The sequence below is a fragment of the Denitrificimonas caeni genome (genome assembly GCF_027498055.1).
Taxonomy (GTDB): Bacteria; Pseudomonadota; Gammaproteobacteria; order Pseudomonadales; family Pseudomonadaceae; genus Denitrificimonas.
The window spans coordinates 2071501-2089082 of sequence record NZ_CP114976.1; the positions used below are offsets into that span (position 1 = coordinate 2071501).

11 protein-coding genes are annotated in these 17582 nt (G+C 47.0%); 1 reads left to right on the forward strand and 10 read right to left on the reverse strand.

All coding sequences use genetic code 11. The features are described 5' to 3' along the window. Nucleotides 1-41: 41 nt before the first annotated feature. The 8 genes from O6P33_RS09750 to O6P33_RS09785 form a co-directional block, all read right to left on the reverse strand. Complete coding sequence (locus O6P33_RS09750) at nucleotides 42-1781, reverse strand: nuclease-related domain-containing protein (protein ID WP_269817589.1); 1740 nt, start codon at nucleotides 1779-1781, stop codon at nucleotides 42-44. Between the two features lie 89 nt (nucleotides 1782-1870). Continuing rightward, on the reverse strand, nucleotides 1871-3904 hold the full coding sequence (locus O6P33_RS09755) for a DUF262 domain-containing protein (protein ID WP_269817590.1): 2034 nt from the start codon (nucleotides 3902-3904) through the stop codon (nucleotides 1871-1873). Beyond that, nucleotides 3894-5414, reverse strand: coding sequence for a DUF262 domain-containing protein (locus O6P33_RS09760; protein WP_269817591.1), 1521 nt, complete (start codon nucleotides 5412-5414; stop codon nucleotides 3894-3896). Before O6P33_RS09760 ends, O6P33_RS09755 begins: the two co-directional genes overlap by 11 nt. A 3-nt stretch (nucleotides 5415-5417) precedes the next feature. Next, nucleotides 5418-6737, reverse strand: coding sequence for a restriction endonuclease subunit S (locus O6P33_RS09765; RefSeq protein WP_269817592.1), 1320 nt, complete (start codon nucleotides 6735-6737; stop codon nucleotides 5418-5420). After that, nucleotides 6730-7785, reverse strand: coding sequence for a PDDEXK nuclease domain-containing protein (locus O6P33_RS09770; protein ID WP_269817593.1), 1056 nt, complete (start codon nucleotides 7783-7785; stop codon nucleotides 6730-6732). Before O6P33_RS09770 ends, O6P33_RS09765 begins: the two co-directional genes overlap by 8 nt. Further along, a complete protein-coding gene (locus O6P33_RS09775; protein ID WP_269817594.1) occupies nucleotides 7782-10196 on the reverse strand; it encodes a type I restriction-modification system subunit M in 2415 nt (804 codons plus the stop codon). The genes O6P33_RS09770 and O6P33_RS09775 overlap by 4 nt, the downstream gene beginning before the upstream one ends. Before the next feature lie 194 nt (nucleotides 10197-10390). Continuing rightward, entirely contained in the window at nucleotides 10391-11821 is a 1431-nt protein-coding gene (cls, locus tag O6P33_RS09780) for a cardiolipin synthase (RefSeq protein ID WP_269817595.1), read from the reverse strand. 79 nt (nucleotides 11822-11900) lie between these two features. Next, nucleotides 11901-13097 carry an RNA-guided endonuclease InsQ/TnpB family protein gene (locus O6P33_RS09785; protein ID WP_269817596.1) on the reverse strand — a complete coding sequence of 399 codons (1197 nt, stop codon included), beginning with the start codon at nucleotides 13095-13097 and terminating at the stop codon, nucleotides 11901-11903. A gap of 75 nt (nucleotides 13098-13172) precedes the next feature. On the opposite strand from O6P33_RS09785, the gene tnpA reads away from it, so the two are divergent. Further along, entirely contained in the window at nucleotides 13173-13583 is a 411-nt protein-coding gene (gene tnpA, locus O6P33_RS09790) for an IS200/IS605 family transposase (protein WP_420094992.1), read from the forward strand. Nucleotides 13584-13738: 155 nt separating this feature from the next. Here tnpA and O6P33_RS09795 read toward each other — a convergent pair whose 3' ends face one another. Together O6P33_RS09795 and O6P33_RS09800 are read right to left on the reverse strand one after the other, a co-directional pair. Continuing rightward, the gene (locus tag O6P33_RS09795; RefSeq protein WP_269817597.1) at nucleotides 13739-14905 is read right to left on the reverse strand and encodes a phospholipase D-like domain-containing protein; all 1167 of its coding nucleotides are present in this window, start codon (nucleotides 14903-14905) and stop codon (nucleotides 13739-13741) included. 205 nt (nucleotides 14906-15110) lie between these two features. Then, nucleotides 15111-17519 (reverse strand): xylulose 5-phosphate 3-epimerase, encoded by a 2409-nt coding sequence (locus O6P33_RS09800; protein ID WP_269817599.1) that lies wholly within the window; start codon nucleotides 17517-17519, stop codon nucleotides 15111-15113. Between the last annotated feature and the right edge of the window lie 63 nt (nucleotides 17520-17582).

A 17582-nucleotide genomic window follows, 5' to 3' on the forward strand; every position in this document is an offset into this window, starting at 1 on the left:
TGCAAGCACAGTTAACTTTTGCTCGCAAAGACTCAAGCTGCTTAATTCAGCATCAAGCGCAAAAACTGCGGATTCTCAATTTGGATTTGCAAGTTCTTCTTATATTTTTCTATGGTACCGAGCGCACAAAAGGTACGGCCTATCTTGCTATTGAACGAGCCAAATTTAGTCTCAAGCGGTGCGATGTTTTCGTCCCAAACTATCAAGGTTAAGGACTGATTCGGATACTTCTTATCTAAACTCAGATACACACCTTTAGAGAACTTTGAAGTGCCAGCCAGCACACCGCAGGCCATGACTTGCTTACCCACATAAAACGGTGCTCGAAAGGCTTCAATTCTCTCGACGCTTACCTCACTGCTCTGCTGAGCTGCTGCAGCAACTTGACGGTAATTTGATTTTAGATGTACCGCAGAAGCTGCGTTAACTTGCATCTGTGGTCGGTTACGGTATTCACCCACAGGGCCACGGGCGCAGATATCTACGCCCACTAAGCCGGATAAGCGCCCTAGTTTATTTTCCACAGCTGCTAAAGACTCATCCCACACCACTAACGTTAAACTTTGCTGTGGGTGTGGCTTGTCTAAATTCAAATACACACCTTTGCTGAAAGGCGTGGTTTGCGCAACGGTACCGCACGCAGTCACCTCTTGGCCCACATACTGCGCTGCAGAACGTGCTTCGATTTGCTCAATATAAGTTGTGGCTGCTGAGTCTTTGGTCGCAGCGGATGTAGCCGCTGGCTGGTAGCGCTGCGTATTCACAGCAAGCGTATTGGCTTGTTGCTCCGTTACAGGCTCTACTGGCTGCACTTGCTGAGAAGTGCTGGTAACTGCTGGGCTGCTTTGCCCTATCGTTGGATATATCTGACTGACCACCGCCATGGTTAAAAACACACCACCCACTACAATGGCGGACTTAAACATGCCAGACATGCGGCTTTTTTGTGGCGGTATTGGATGTGCTGTAAGTGCGTCCTGCTTGGGTGCAGCAGAGGCTGGCTTAGCCGCCTCAGGTTCTGCTGTAATTTTTTGTTCTGACTTAGCTGACTCTTGTTGAGCAGGTTCAGCTTCTGCTTTATTTGCTTTATAAGCCCAGTTCGGCTCTGTTGCTGCGGACTCCACAGGTTTTTCTGCTGCATCAGTGCGGGGTGTAAATACCGGGGGGATAGGCTCTACTTTAGGTTGGTAATTATCCTGCCCAAAATCAAAATCGACCTCCTGCGCTCCGAGTGCTTTTTTAATTGCCTCTATGTCTCTCGGATAAACTCTTAGCTCTGTCGAGGCAAGATCAGCGAGCGTGGTCGAGCAACGCGCTAAATCTGTGGTATGAAACCAGTACGAAGACCTTACCGAAAGGTCTATTTCACCGGTGATTGGCCCAGTAAATACAACGGCGCCATTAATATGACCAAGGTTCCGATTTGCCAGTAATTGATGCTTTTCTAACCACTCGATGATTGCAAACTTATAGTCACGTATCTGCTGAAAAGGATTGGCTCTGTGGTTGCTACCGCCCTGTACTACAGCGCTATCAACTGTCCATTTGCCGCTTTCAGTACCGATTAAATGACCGCTGTAATGCTTAAAATCAACGACCAAAATAGCCGTAGGGAGAATACAAACTAAGTCGACTTCATGACCATCCCACATGCTATTGGCGATCAGGGTGATATCTTTACCTGCGCCTCCCCAATCGGCTTTGAGCGCTTGGATAAATGCCCTGAGCATCTTATTTTCATGTGTGCGGTCGGCTTTTTGGCCGTAAAGTAAAATCGACATTGAGTGAAAGCCTTACTTTAAAATTAAGTGGTTAATTACATCTTCATTGGACTCAAAGAAATAATAGTTTTTCCGGTAAAGCGAAGTCATTAAAACTGCTTCTCACCAGAAACACCTAATTCTTCGATTATAACGGTAAGCATCTCACCCCCATGAGTTTCTACGGCTTTAAAGTCCCAGTCTTTTTCTTTTTGGGTCGCTTTTTGCATCATTAATTCAAGCTTTAAACTTAAGGGTGCCATAGATTTTCTTTTGCCATTTAAAATATTGGATTTTTCTCTCGGACTACTATTCCCTAAAGACGAGTTATCCGCATCAGCCATTAAGCATAGATTGCCAAAACCATGCAAATAATCATGCTCTAAGCTTTCGTTAGCCTTAGGTGCCTGGGGTGAAAAATGCTCAACGGAGCTTTTAAAGCTAAATCGGAATTTATCTAAAATATTGTACTCAAGCCTGCGCTCTTTCCATAATAAATAATCAAGATAATTAAAAACAAACACCGTGGCTTTTCTATACGCTAAAAAGCCAAGAAGAACATCTGGTTGTGAAGTAAATGCTTCTGGTATTGCAGTCATTTGCTTTATATCGTTGTACATGAAAGAGGAGTAATCTTGAGGTTCTTCCACAAGATAACGACGAACCATAAATGCCTTGGCAAGACCTTCTAAAAATGCTAAATAATCTTTTGCGTTGCAGAACTCTTTTGTATACAGCCAATGCAGGACGGCGGACAACCAGTTTTTACGGGAATTAGTTGGATAGGAAACATGAAAAGCTGATAGCAGCATTAAACAAGATACTGTGTCACCACGCTCATGCTTCTCTCCATTTTCTTCTGCATTTTTTTCAGTATTAAAACTGTCCACGTAATCACTTGAGCCACTGCTATAGAGTTTATAACGCTTTAACGACCAGCTACCTTCCTGACTAGTGTTTTCTCTCTTTACAACGAAACGATCAAATAAATATCTTGATTTAAGCAGGGTAAAAATAAACCCTTTAACGCGTTCAGCCTGTTCCTCTCCTCGTTCGCTAAAGCAATCTTTAAAGGCTGTAATTAATTCTTTATCGTCTAAGGCAAAACGTTTCGAGCTTGATTCCTGCAGCAAGTACACACGTAATACATGCATTAAAAAATTCGGAAAATCGATGACGCTGCTAAAGCGTTCTCGCCTACCTTCATCCTCGTCAGCATCAGAGCCAGCGTTAAGTTTAATAACGTTCCCTTTTTCTAAGGCCTCAGCAAAAGATAAGTTGCTATTAAAACTTGGAACATCAGATATCTTGGATTCACCTTCTAAAGCAATGGCTTTAACTAAACTTGCAAAATCAGTCACTTTAAAATTTTCTGCGCTGTCACCAAAAATGGCCTTGCGCTCTTGCACGTTAAAACCAGCCTGCGCATAACGGTTCATATCGGAGCAAGCCAACCAGACCTTTTGGACAACCGCCATGGCCTGTGCATCATCTTGCACAACAGCTAATAAACTTGCTTTAACTACCTCATGCTTTTCGAGCTGCTCACCACGATTATTCATCACCTCAAAATAGTGGGTTACATCTGTATTTTTTGGCACTTGAATTTTTAATATTTCTACATATTTCAATAGGTAGTCAGCAAAGCGCTGAAGTGAAGCATTATCGTTTTGATTATCCGCTGATAAAATAGTATCAATAACTTCAAAGCCAGAAATAATAGAGGCACTGCATTCTGAAGGCTCAACCTCTTTACCTTTGCCTGATAATGCAAAGCGGTAAAATAATTGCTTAATAGCAGTGTCAGACTTAGGCCGGCTTTCAAAGCTTAAATTCGGATTTTTATACCAAGATAATTCTTCAGTTAAGCGACTTTTTAAATACATTGCTAACAAACTTAGGGTGGTGAAGCGCTGCTGTCCATCAAGTATTTCAAAGTAATCATCTCGCTGGTGGACGATAAGGCTACCTAAATAATAGGTTTGCTTATTCTCTTTTTCTGCATAGTCCTGAATATCATTTATCAGTTGTTCAATCTGTGCTTTGCCCCAGTCGTAGTTACGCTGATAAACAGGCACTTTATAGTGCTCACTTTCAAGCAACTCTCTTAGAGTAAGGCTATATTTTGCTTCACTACTCATCATCTTGCCCTTCCTTATCACTAAGCGCAGCTGTGTAATAACCTAAGGATGTAAAGACTGCTTCAATTTGCTCAACATTTGACGCAACTCTACCTACCAGTTGTGGCAGCGGGTTACTTAAAAAATCTACCGGAGATAAAGCCAGTTGCAAACGCATAAATAAATTATTTTCTCTGATATGTTTTTCTAGACTTTCTAAGTAAACACTTTGCTGTTTTAGGCGCAGTGAGTAGGCCCAAATAAAAATGTACTCAACAGCACGAGACAGTTCATGGCTACCAAAACGGTCGTAGTAACATAGCAATAAAGCATTAAATAAGCGGCGCACATACTGATCGCCACGACGCCTACGTGCGTAACGATTATAAGTGTTAAGTACCTGCATTATTTCGAGAGCAGTATGCCACCCTGTGTTGTCAGCTACTGGCTGGCTGAGTTCTTTAGCGCTAGCACCCAAAGCTGCATGTAACCAGCTCTGGGTGCCCACTTCTGTGTCATGCAGCAAGGGCTGAATTAACGTCTGATAATGCGCCACCCACTCAAAAAAACGTCGTCCATTAATCAAGGTTTGAGTGAGCTGAAAGGGGTACGGCATTGTGTGTTGATCAAGGCAACGATGGCTATGCTCGTTATAACCATCAACAGTGATATGTACAGTTTTTAAGCTTTGCTGAAACGGATAGTTAGCAGTGTTTAGGTTCACTCCTTTAAACACATTTGCTTCTGTTTTAGAGAAAAAAGTAGCTTGCTGGTCCTTGCTCCATTGGCGAATAGGATAAAGGTAAGCAGCAAACAAACCTTTCAATTCTTCAGTTTTCTGCTGCTCCCAATACTCAACGACAGACTGCTTTAAGTCATTCTCTGATGCTGGGAACTCTCGCAGATGAAATGCTTTAAGCAGATCATGAGGACTTAAATCTAAACCACGGGCATTTTGTGAGTCAAAGAACTGAAACGCTTCAGATAAGTCGCCTAAAGTTACTTGCACTACTTCACAGTGATTGAGCAAGAAATCTAACACCTCTGGCGTAAACTCAGGACTGTTGACATGACGCTTTATCAGCTCAAGATTTTGGCTCAGCTTCTTCTGAGTTTCACTGCAATCCGACAGATGTATTGTGACTGCTGCAAAGTCGTTAAGCTGTTTTTTAAAGCGCTCAGATTGTTTGGCTGCATGGATTATCAGCAATAAAGTCAAGGTGCGTTGCTGCCCATCAACCAAAGCCAGCTGGGTTTTGTCCGCCTCTTTTTCCTGATGCAGAACAACGGTACCTAAACGGTAAGCATCGTCCGGGTTAAATATCTTCTCCAGACGATGCCCTAACCGAGCACATTGATAGTAAAGATCATTAAGCAGCGCTGTAATATGCGATTGCTGCCAGCGATAAGGGCGCTGATACACAGGAATGATTAACTGCTTTTCATTTGTGTATTGCTTGGAAGAAAGAAATTCACCAACCTTTAAAATCCGCGTTTTATTCTCTGTAGAGATACCACTTCTGTGAGTTGTCATAAATTATACTAGTCGAACCTTCCCTGTTAATAGCTGCTGCATCATGCCTTGTTTGATTTGGCGGGTTTTATTGAGGCGGTGTTCCAGTGCTTGGATTTCTTCGTCCATGTCGGAGAGGATGGTGGCGATGGCGGTTTGCTCGTCAGCTAAAGGTATAGGCAATTTAACAGAGCGAATAATATTGCCACTCAAGTTAGGCTGTCCCCCTTGAGTATAGGTGTCAATTATTTCGTCTTTATTTTTATTAAACCAGTAATACAAATACTTTGACGAATGGTTTTTTGGGATTACAGCAAGGACTGCTTGATTGATAGCAGCACTTATCTTTGAAATTGCACATACCCCTGCTGTAGCACCATAAAGTGCAATTAAAAACGTTCCGGGCTGGATCATTTTTGCAGCTGATTTCTCTAGACCTAACTCTGTAATTCTTCCACGAACCTCAAAAATTAGGCTCCTATTTAAATCACTAGAAGTGATCCACTTAATATCGCCACCGTAAAAACTACTGTTTGATGTTGATGGCGTTCCACCTGAATAGGTATGGCAGTTTTCACCTAATGCTTCAACACCCCAATCCTCCGGTATTTCACCTAGCTCGCTTTGCTTGTAGCCTTTTTTGCTGCCGTCTGGGTGGTGGGCGAATTGAGATAAGCGGGTGCGGCCGGTGAGCAGTTGCTGCATGGTGGCGGTTTTGATGGCTTGTTTTTTAGCAATGAGTTTTTCTAGCTCGCTGACCAACGCCTCCGTATCAGATAAGGCTGCAGCAATTTCTTTTTGTTCAGTGGTCGCAGGATATGCTATGAAAACATTGTTTCTTATATTGTCATTGTAAAGTCGTGAAACAATACCGCCCTCAGAAGTAGACCACTTAACTACTTTGTAGTAGTGCCAAAGATAGCTATTTAATACTTTTCCCTCATCATTACTGATCCATATAATATTACTATCTTGGAAGTATGATGGCTGTCCATCAAAAATGACCGTCCGCCCTATCGTCCCAGCAGCGGATATTAAAATTTCACCCGTTTTAGGGTATGAGTACTTACTTCTATATTCATCAAATAGCTCTTTTGATATAAAAGCATCTGGCTCTCTACCAAAGGTTCCTATTTTGTAGAATGGAACTTCAGCAACATCCTTTGTTTGGTTTTTAAAAATACGCTTGCACATTTTAATCTCACCGACTGTACCAAGCGTTACGACTTCCCAATCCTCCGGAATAACCCCAACCTCAGTCAGCTTATACCCCTCAGGCACCAGCTTCTCCGCTGCCTCAACCTGATACTGCTGGCTCATTTCTGCCACTTCGTCCTTATTCATTGTTTTGCTCCTTAGCTGCCAGCTGGGCCATGGCGTTGGCGCGTTCGAGTTCGTGCTTGAGTTGTTCTTCGGTGGGTAAATACGGCAGGTACTTAGCGGAAAACAGTTGTTTTTGTTCAGACAAGACTGAGTACTTCACCACGGCTTCGCTTTTCTCGCTGCACAGGACTAGGCCAATGGTGGGGTTATCGTCGCTGCCTTTGTGTTGCTCGTCGTACAGGCGCACATAGGTGTCCATTTGGCCGATGTCTTGGTGCTTGAGCTTGCCCAGTTTTAAGTCCACCAGTAAAAAGCACTTGAGCTTAAAGTTGTAAAACACCAGATCAATATAGCTCTCACCTTCAAAACACGCTTCATCGGCAAAACGAATGCGTTGCTGACGTTCGACAAAAGCAAAGCCTTTGCCCAGCTCCAGTAAAAACTGCTGGATATTGCTGATGATCGCCTGCTCTAGCTCGCTCTCTTGATAGGTTTTATCTTGTAGATTGAGAAAGTCCAGAATGTACGGATCGCGCAGATAATCTTTAACGCTTTCTGCCAAAGGCTCGGTATGGGCTTTGGCTTCTGTTTCAACCAGAGCTTTATCTTGGCTGGCCAGCAAGCGCTCGTAATAAAGCTTGCTGATTTGCCGGCCTAATGCGCGGGCGCTCCAGTTTTGGCTGATGGCTTCGTGTAGATACCACTCACGTGCGCTGGGGTTGTCGATGCGTAATAAGCTGCGGTAATGGGTCCAACTCAATTCGGGACGCAGTGCGTCTCGATTTGAAAAGGCCTGATAAAAAGCACGCATATTGCGCAGATTGGTGACATCAAAGCCTTTACCCAAGCGCTCAGTCAGCTGCATAGATAATGTCTTTAATTGTTGCGTACCGTATTCAGCACGGCTTGCGCCCTGCTGTTCATGCTCAACAATCATTTGGCCAATATGCCAATAGCTGTGCACCATGGCGCTGTTGACCGCTTGGCGTACTTGCCCACATGCTTGCTCGATAATCTGCGCAATGGGCTCCACCAGGCTGGCTAAGTTCTGTTCACTGGGCTGACTCATAGCGCTAAACCCATGGCCTTTAGGTGCTCGGCCACTTTGTTGCTCAGCACTTCAACGTTCTCAACAATCTCAGGCAATGGCTCGCTGTAACGCTCTTTCAGCTCTTGTAAGCGGCTGGCCAACTGCTGGGTGATGCGTTCAATTTCGGCTTCGATCTGGCTTTGCAATGTGGCGAGCCATTTGTCATGCACCAACAACTGCTTAATTTCACTTTCATCCAGCTTGCCGTATTGCGCCAGCACTGCAGCATCGAGCTGTTCTTGTGCGGTTTTCAGCTGGGCTTTGGCGCTGGTTTCTAAATCAAACAGCTGCTTGGCTTGCTGCAGCACTTCGCGCTCTTCGGCATCAGTGGCATGTTTTAAGCGTGCGGTGACTGTGGTTTTGGTCACTTTATCGGTATCGCTCAAGGCTTCGCTGAGCAAGCCCTCTTCACCGGTGTGTTCTTCGATCAGGCTGTCTTGCTGCTGAATAATCTCATCTAAGGTGGCTTGCAGCTGATCCAGTTGGGTTTGTTGCTCGGCAAAGTAGCGCTGCACAATTAAGGCGGGCGGGATCAGTTCCATTTTATATTTAATGCGCTTAACGGTTAGGTCTGCAGTTTCCGTAAGCTTTTCACCTTTTTTAGCCACCAGTTCGCGCACTTTCTTACCTGCAGTCCAGCCGTCTTGCACCAACACATAGACATCATCCTGCAGAGTCTCGGCCCAGTAATTCATCAGGATTTGATACATATCATATTTATCCAGCAAGGGAATGCTGGCATAGCGCTGTAATAAATCTTCACTGATGCGCTGGATAATTTCTTTGGGTTTGTCGTCGATGCTAATTGCACCTAAATCGGCCTCTTCAGCCCACGCGGTAAAGGGCTGCAAAGTCAGTTCAGCAAAAGCAGTGAACTCTGGGTGTTGCAAAATATGTGCTTTTATATCGCTGGCGGGCAAAGTGATTTGGCTGTATCCCGGACGTAAAGGCGTAAGGATGCTGTCGCGCAAATTAGGGAACACCTGCCAAAACTGTTGCAGCTGATCAATATCCTGATTGGGAATACCGCCCTGTAAATGCCCAGCCAAATCGTGCATATCTTCTGGGGTACTGCTGTCGATATAGCGTGGGATATTTAGGTTGTAGTCATTGCTGGCAATTTCATCTAAGGACACCCTGCGGCTGTAACCTGGTATGTCTAAAAAGCTAGTAAAGGCATCCACTACTTTGTGTACATCCTGGCTGCGCAGGCGGTTTTTATTGCCCTCTTTGATAAAGCCTTTGCTGGCATCAATCATAAAAATACTGTCGCGCTGGGAGGCATCTTCTTTATCAATGACTATGATGCAGGCAGGAATACCGGTGCCGTAAAACAGGTTGGCCGGTAAGCCGATAATGCCTTTGATATAGCCTTGCTTAATGAGGTTTTCACGGATGCGGGCTTCGGCATTGCCACGGAACAACACGCCATGGGGCAAAATCACTGCGCCTTTACCGGTGCTTTTTAAGCTTTTAAGAATGTGCAGCAAAAAGGCATAGTCACCGTTTTTCTCTGGCGGTACACCCCAAACAAAACGGCCAAATTCGTCTTCATTGGGATTGAGGCCGCTGGTCCAGCTTTTGGTGGAGAACGGTGGGTTGGCTACGGCAAAATCAAAGGTTTTCAACTGGCCATCGGCATCTTTCCATTCAGGACTGCTGAGGGTATTGCCCTGCACGATTTTTGCGGTGGCGTTGTCGTGCAAAATCATATTCATGCGCGCTAAGGCGCTGGTTGCGTTGTCCATTTCTTGGCCGTAAATGGATAGACCGCGCGGTGCTTCATCACTGGCTTTTAACAGCAACGAACCCGAGCCGCTGGTTGGGTCATAGACTGTGGCATCTTGTGGCGTTGTATCTTTGATGCCAATGACTTTGGCTAAAATCCGCGATACTTCTGAAGGTGTATAAAACTGGCCTTTAGACTTGCCCGACTCAGTAGCAAAGTGGCGCATCAGGTATTCATAGGCATCGCCTAGCAAGTCATCATCGCCGGCGCGATTACCGCCCATTTCCAAGCCTTCAAAAATACCAACCAACTGCGTCAGGCGGTCAATCATATCTTTGCCTTTGCCCAACTTATCTTCGTCATTAAAGTCAGCGACGTTGATTACGCCCTGCAGGTCGTTGGCTTCGGCAATCAGATTGATGACTTTATTGATGCCCTCGCCGATCTCTTTATTGCCCTTGAGCTTGACCATATCGTCAAAGCTTGCACCTGCTGGGACATCAATCATGGCGTAGGGATTGGCTTTGGCTTTATCGGACACATACTTTAAAAATAATAAAGTTAGGACATAATCTTTATATTGGCTGGCATCCATACCACCGCGTAATGCGTTACAGCTGGCCCACAATGATGAGTAGAGTTCAGTTTTTTTAATCGCCATAACAGTGTTCCCTAAATTTTTGCTAAGGCTTGGTCACTTGCTGCCGTGTATGGCGCTAGGACTGAGCCAGTAAAGTAATTTCAATTTGCGTCAATACAGATAAACGTTGAGCACAACCACATTTGTCCGTTTTAATACGTTAATCCGCGAGCCTGCATGAGCAGCCTGCGGGACTACAAAAATGAGTAGCAGCGCTACAACACCGGCCCAATCGTCGCAATGACGTTGTGCCACACTCGGCGGGAATAGCGCCAAGCCAGGACGGCGGACAACTCAACGGGATCAGATTGTGCGATGTACTCCTGTTGGCGCTCGCTGATGGCTTGGGTGATGTGTTCATCTTGCAGCAAGATGTTGTTCTCGTAATTCAGATCAAAGCTGCGCAGATCGAGGTTGGATGAGCCTATCAGGCTGACTTTGCCATCCACAGTGAGGGTTTTGGCATGCAGCAAGCCTTTTCTGTGCTCATAAATCTTACAACCGGCATCAAGTAACTTGTGGTAGTAACTGCGGCTGGCGGCGGCAACAATCCAGCTGTCATTGACCTTGGGGAAAATCAGGGTGACAGCAACACCACGGTGTGCACTGGCGCAAAGGGCTTCCAGGACAGTGGCGTCGGGCACAAAGTACGGCGTACTCAGGGTTAAGCTGTGCTCGGCACAAGCAAAGAGGTTAGAGAACAGTTGCGGGGTTGCGCCACGCCGCTCGGTCGGGCCGACGCCCATAACCTGCGCCGGAAAACCACCTTCCTGCGACGCAGCCTGCAGCGGAATAACATCCAGCGACTCTCCCGTGGCTTGCATCCAGTCACTGGCAAATAACAACTGATTTTGCGCAACCACGGGACCTTCAAAGCGCAGCATAATATCAATCCAAGGCCCGTATTTTTCCTTAACCAGAAACTCAGGGTCGGCAGAGTTACGGCTGCCACAATAGGTAATGCGCGCATCAATCACAGTGATTTTACGGTGGTTACGCAGGTCCAGACGGCTGGTGATAATAGTGCGCAGCAAATTATGAAAAGGCAACGCTACAACAACCTCGACCCCTGCATCGTGCATGCGCTGCCATAATTCAGACTTAATCAGCGGACGCGAACCCAAGCCATCAGCCATGGCGCGGCACGTTACCCCTCTTTGCGCCGCACGAATCAAAGCTTCTGCCACCGCAGTTCCGGTATGGTCCGTGAGCCAAATATAATACAACACGTGCACATGATCGGTGGCTGCATCAATGTCAGCGATCATGTTGGTCAATGTGCTATCGCTGTTAGGCATGAGCTGGGCGCTATTGCCAGTTTGGGTATGAAAACCGTTAATCGAGCCGGCGTATTTAAACGCTGGGCGATAAACCCGTTCAATGGCGCTATCACTGTGCCCGGCCACACCCATAAACTCTGCGGCTTTGCTTCTGATTTCATCGAAAATCTGATCGTGGCGCTTATGGGCACGATTGCCAATATCCACCTCGCCAAAGAGGAAGTAGATGGCGCTGCCAAAATACGGCAGTACGTTTAAAACAATAAACCATGCCAGCCGCCCGGGTGGCGAAAGATCATCACGCAGCAGAATGCGAATGGTGAAGGTGATCACTAATAAAGCATGGAAGGTCAAAATAACGCTCATTGGGTATCCTGTGAAAATACTAAAGCCTGGGCAAGCCTAAACTGACTGCAGGCTTTATCCAAGTGACTTCTCACCGCCCTTAAAGGGCGATGCTTCTTGTTTCACAGGCTGCAACTTGGTATGACCAAGAATGACGCACGCCTCCACAAGCAGTAACGGCTTGCCCAGCCGCCTTTAATGCCAAAATACCTTCTTCAAGGATGTTGAGTGCGGCATTAATATCTCTATCAATACCGACTCTACCGCATGACGGGCAGTCCCATATGCGTACCGACAAAGGCATATCTTTAACTTTATGCTTACAGCCATTGCAGGTTTTTGAGCTGGCGTACCACTGGTCCAGCTTAATCACATGCTTGCCCTGTTCTTTGGCTTTGTATTGCAGCTTCACAACAAAACTATGCCAAGAGGCATCAGCGATATGTTTTGCCAGTTTGCGATTTTTCATCATATTGGCTGATTTAAGCGTCTCGACTATCACCGCTTGGTTTTCGTCAACAAGAGTTCGAGAGTATTTATGCTGAAAATCAGACCGAGCATTGGTTACTTTTTCATGGGCTTTAGCCACAATTAAGCGAGCCTTTGCGCGATTGGCACTGCCTTTTTTCTTGCGTGATAACTGGCGCTGCTTGCGCCTTAAATTTCTGGCTGCACGCTTCAAAAAGCGCGGATTGGTTTTTTTCTTACCTCTGGACTCAATGGCAAAGTGAGCAATGCCAAGATCAATACCAACCACCTTTTCGACCGAATGGATAGGTTGTGGTGCTTCAAGCCCATCATCAACCAATATTGATGCGTAGTATTTTCCGGTAGCGCTGAGCGTGACTGTAATACTTTTAACTGTGCCGCTGATTTCACGGTGCAGCTTGGCCTTAATGGGCTGCATTTTGGGCAGCTTAATTGCACCATCAAGTACCTTTATGCCCACGCAATGATAGCTGCTTTGCTTGCCATGTCTGCGCTTAAACTTGGGGTAGTGTGCTTTTACCTTTGGATCAAAGAAACGATCAAAGGCTGTATGCAGATTAATTACCGCTTGTTGCAAAGCAATGGAATCATACAGCTTGAGCCAATGGTACTTTCTTGATTTCTTAGCCACGGCCAGCAGAGGTTTTAAGTCCTTTTTAGGGCTTAGGTTGATGCCGTGCAAGCGGTAAGCATGCGTCTTAATATGCAGAGCTTTATTGTACGCAAAGCGCACCGCACCAAACTGAGCAGTTAAAAACTCTGCCTGTTCAGGCGTAGGGTAGATGCGTACTTTAGTAGCTCTTAACATATTAAGCGCTCATGAGTATAATGCCCGTATTATATGGCTTGAAACAGGTAAAGTAAAGTGAGTGAGCAAGACAAAATCGCACTATCGGGTTATCTACGCAAGCGCCATAGCGTCAGTAAATTAGTTGTTCATTTGGTGTTTACCACCAAGTACAGACGCAAGCTGTTTGATGATGCAATGATCGGTCAGTTGCGCGAGGCATTTGAATCAGCTTGCGTAAAGCTGGAATGTGATTTACTAGAAATGAACGGCGAAGCCGATCATGTTCACTTGCTGATTGCTTTCCCGCCCAAGCTGGCCGTCAGCATAATGGTCAATAACCTTAAATCTGTTTCGTCTCGCCTGTTGAGGCTGCAAAATAGCCACCTAGCAAGACAAAGCAAAAGTGCAGCCCTGTGGTCACGCTCCTACTTTGCTTGTACCGCTGGCGGCGCAACCATTGACACATTAAAGGCGTATATCGAAAGTCAAACAGCGATTGAGTAAAGCGCTTTGCGCCCCGCCTTATATCCCCGCCCTTTCGGGCGAGGGTTTACGGCGGTTTTGCTAAAACAGAAAGTTAGACGCTATTAACCCTGCTCAATAGGCTGGCAAGCCTGTCAGATCTGATGCTCGAAGGTATTCAGGCTGGCCTGCACGGGTTACTTTCTTTTATCTAAAAAGTTAATGGTCAGGCGATCCAACCAGCCCCACAGCCGCTGACGAATACGCTGGATTAAAGGCCGCTCGCGCCACACTTGTTCGGTGATTTCTAAGCTGTCTTGGAAATCCCTCAGCATGCTGGCCGTGACTTGCTCAAGTAATCCAGCATCACGGGCCTCGAGATTGTTTTCCAAATTAAAACGCAGGTGCCAATGGTCAAAATTACATGAGCCAATAGTGACCCAACTGTCCACCATTACCATTTTTAAATGCAAAAAGCGCGGTTGATATTCAAAAATACGCACGCCTTTGCGCAGTAACGCTGGGTAATAGCGCTGTCCGGCCCAGCGCACTGGGGGTAAATCCGTATGGCGACCAGTCAACAGCAAGCGTACATCAACACCGCGCACAGCTGCTTTACGCAAGGCACGACGAATCGACCATGTGGGTAGAAAATATGGCGTGGCTAACCAAACAGTTTGGTGGGCACCTTTAATCGCACGTAGTAAAGACTTTTGGATATTACGGTGCTGAGTTGACGCGGCATAAGCCACCCGCGCTTTGCCGATATTGGCAAAAGGTAATGGCGGGCTATCCTGACTGGGTGCTTGCACGGGGCTGTTATTTTGTTGCCAAAAAAAGCGCTCAATGCAACTGTCCCATTGGTAATCAAACAGGGTTTGCCAGTCATTCACTACTGGGCCTTGCACCCGCACCATAACTTCGTGCCACAAACTGACTGGTGCATCCGGTTGCCAAAACTGATCCGTTAAACCAGCCCCACCAACGTAAGCCACTAGCTCATCGATAAGCAAGAGCTTGCGGTGGTCACGGTAGAAGTTTTGTAAGCCTCGAGTCCAGCCTAAGGGGTTATAAAAACGCAGTTCAATTCCTGCCGCTAACCACAGTCGCCGCTGAGCCGGTCGAAAACCTCGACTGCCAAAGCTATCGAATAAACAGCGCACACGCACGCCACGCTGCACTGCGGCAAATAAAGCCTCTTGCACCCGCTCAGCGCTGTTACCGCTACTGACTAAGTACAGTTCTATATCGATTTGTTTTTGTGCTGTTGCCACCCGCTCCAGCCAATCAGCAAAGAACGCTGGGCCATCAATCAACAGTTGAAATTGATTATCGGCACGCCAAGGAAAAATCAAACCCGCCATGTTTAATCCTCTTTGTCCTTATGCGGTGGTACTAGCGCCCAGGGTGGGTGTTTTACGAAGGGTGGTGATGAGTTTATATAAGCAATGCTGCGCAACAGTTTAGCGCAGCTTGCCGGCGTTTATTTTAACGAAAAGTAGCAAAATCTAAAGAGGCCTAACCCTTAAAATGATCAGGCCGCTATGCTGTCAATTATTACGCTGTCACTCAGCGTAAAATCTGCGGATCACCTTTACCCGCAACCGCGGCAGCTTCCTCGATGGTCAGCAAGGCAGTGCGTGGCAAGTCTTGCAGGCGCGCACAGGCGGCCAGCACGTTACCCCAGCAAGCACGGTTAACAAACTGCATACCAAACTCATCCAACGTACCACCGCGGTTGCGGTAACCCAGTACGTAAGTGCTGTTGGCATTGGGCAAGATGGTCCACAGGTGCCCACGAATGACTTCAGGACGCATGTGAGTGAGCAATACCCGTAAGCGGAAACGCTCTGGGAAAAGCTGCTCAACCAACTCATTGCTGGCAAGGCTTTCCAGCTCCCAATGATCGCGCGGGGCACGGAAGCGCCCTGGCTCTTGCAAGTAGACAATGCGGTAGCCCATTTCAGCTTCTTGTAAGCGCTGACCAGCACGTAAGACTTGCTCCAGTTGATAACTACCATTGGCAATCAACAACAATGGATCTGCGCCCTCGTACTCTTCGACAATAATGGCGCCATCATTGGCCAGTTGCTCAGCCTGTGCTTGCGTGAAGTACACTGGACGGTCGCGCTTGGCAGCCACCACACAAGAAATTTGGCCACGGGCCGTGTAAATTTGTGGCAATAACGCCAGCATACTGTTGTGGTCAGCGGGGAAAAGTACCCGCGAGACATCATTCATCTCACCCAACAGGGCTTCACAGAATGTGGTGTCTTGGTGGGACTGCTGATTCTTACCATTTTCCCACGTGTGCGAGGTAGCCACTAACGGCCAGCCTAACCAACCGGCGGGACGGCCAATTTCTTTTTGCTGGCGGGCATAGATTAAGTTTTGACGCACTGCACCAAGCATTTTCACACAGAAGGCTTCGTAACTGGCGACGAGGTTTAAACCGGCGCGGTTGGCTAAACAGGCAGAAACCACAGCTTCTTCGTTAAGCACAGTAATGATGTCGCCATCCACTGCTTCCAGTTCGCTTTCTGGCTCACTCACTCGGTGGCGTAAAGCTTTTAGCACGCCTGTGAGGCGGTTACTGGCCAGCTCATCAGGGTTACCAACCCGCGGACGCAAGTCTGGGTTGGCCGCAACCAAGTCAACAAAGTAGCGGTCAATAGCAGCCATAGTCGAGCAGGCATCATCACGATAATGCAGCTCAGGCTGCACCGGTGTTTTCGGATGACGATTGGCCAGCGGGTTATCACGCTCTAATACGCGATCCTGCTGTTGATGGGTATTGAGTAGCGCTAAGGCTTCACGCATATCCTCAGGGCTAACGTACAGTGGCTTAACATGGGTGTTAAAGAGCTCACGCGAGCGCTCATCGGTGTGCGGATTGCCGGGCAGCGGTAAGTTGTGCGCGGAGTTTTCGTCGTCACCATAAAAGCCGAAGCCTTTGGTGCTTTCAGCAATACCGTAAGGAATGGGTAACGGATAAGAGAGGATACCGCTGTTCTTTTCTTGCACGCGGCGCTCTAAACGCTGCTCCATTTCCCAAATAGTGCAAACAAATGCTGCAGGGTCGCGGCCATCAAATTCAATAGGGTCAAAACCACAGCCACGTAAGTGACGCTGAAAACCTTTTAAGCCTTCTAAAGTACCAAGCTCGGTACGCTGTTCAATACGGCGACCGTTGGCAATCATAATGGGTAACGCTGGGCCGCAATCTTCAGCGCGCCACCAACGTGGAATCCAATCACTGCCGCGCTGCTCTTCGGCGGCACCATCGGATAAAAACGCCACCAGTTTTTCACCGGGCAAAGGCATGTGTGCATATTGCAGCTCAGCAAAACCTAAGTAACCCCCTTCAATAATCCCGCCAGCTGTGTGCGGGTTAACGTGACTGCCCAATGGCGCAGCCATGGAGCCATCAGCGGCAATGGCATAACTGTAAAAATCTTGCAGTAAACGATTGATGCCTTCTTCACCATCACCGTAAGCCGCCTCTTGCTCAGGGTGCAGATTACCCAGCAATACGTTTAGCGCTTCAATGGCGGCAACACTGTGGCCCTGCCCCATTAACCAACCACGAGTTTCTCCGGTCAAAGCATTCAGCGCCATATAAGCAGCGTAGCCTGGCACCATATTTAACGCACCGCCGGTGTGGCCTTCAGGTTGAACTTTAAACTCATCAGCGGTCAATGGACTGCCGTCTAGATGGATTTTATTGGCGTAAGTCATGTGAACCACCAATGACATCCCTGCCGCCGTAATTTTATCCAAAGCCCTCAGCATGCGGTATACAGTAGAGAGGTCTGGCTGCTTGCCAGTTTGCACGAGCTGGTGAGCAAGTCGATATACTGCGGCTTGAGTTTCCGCTGTGTGTTCGATCGGGCCATAGCCCTTTTGCCATTGTGCAAACGCAGGTTCAGTTTTAGCGTGCTCGTTTAAATCTGCTTGGCTCGGCAAAATCTGATGCATATTAATACTCCGTTAACTCGAATGTGGTGCAGTATAAAGACAGCCAGATAAGGGTATCATGAT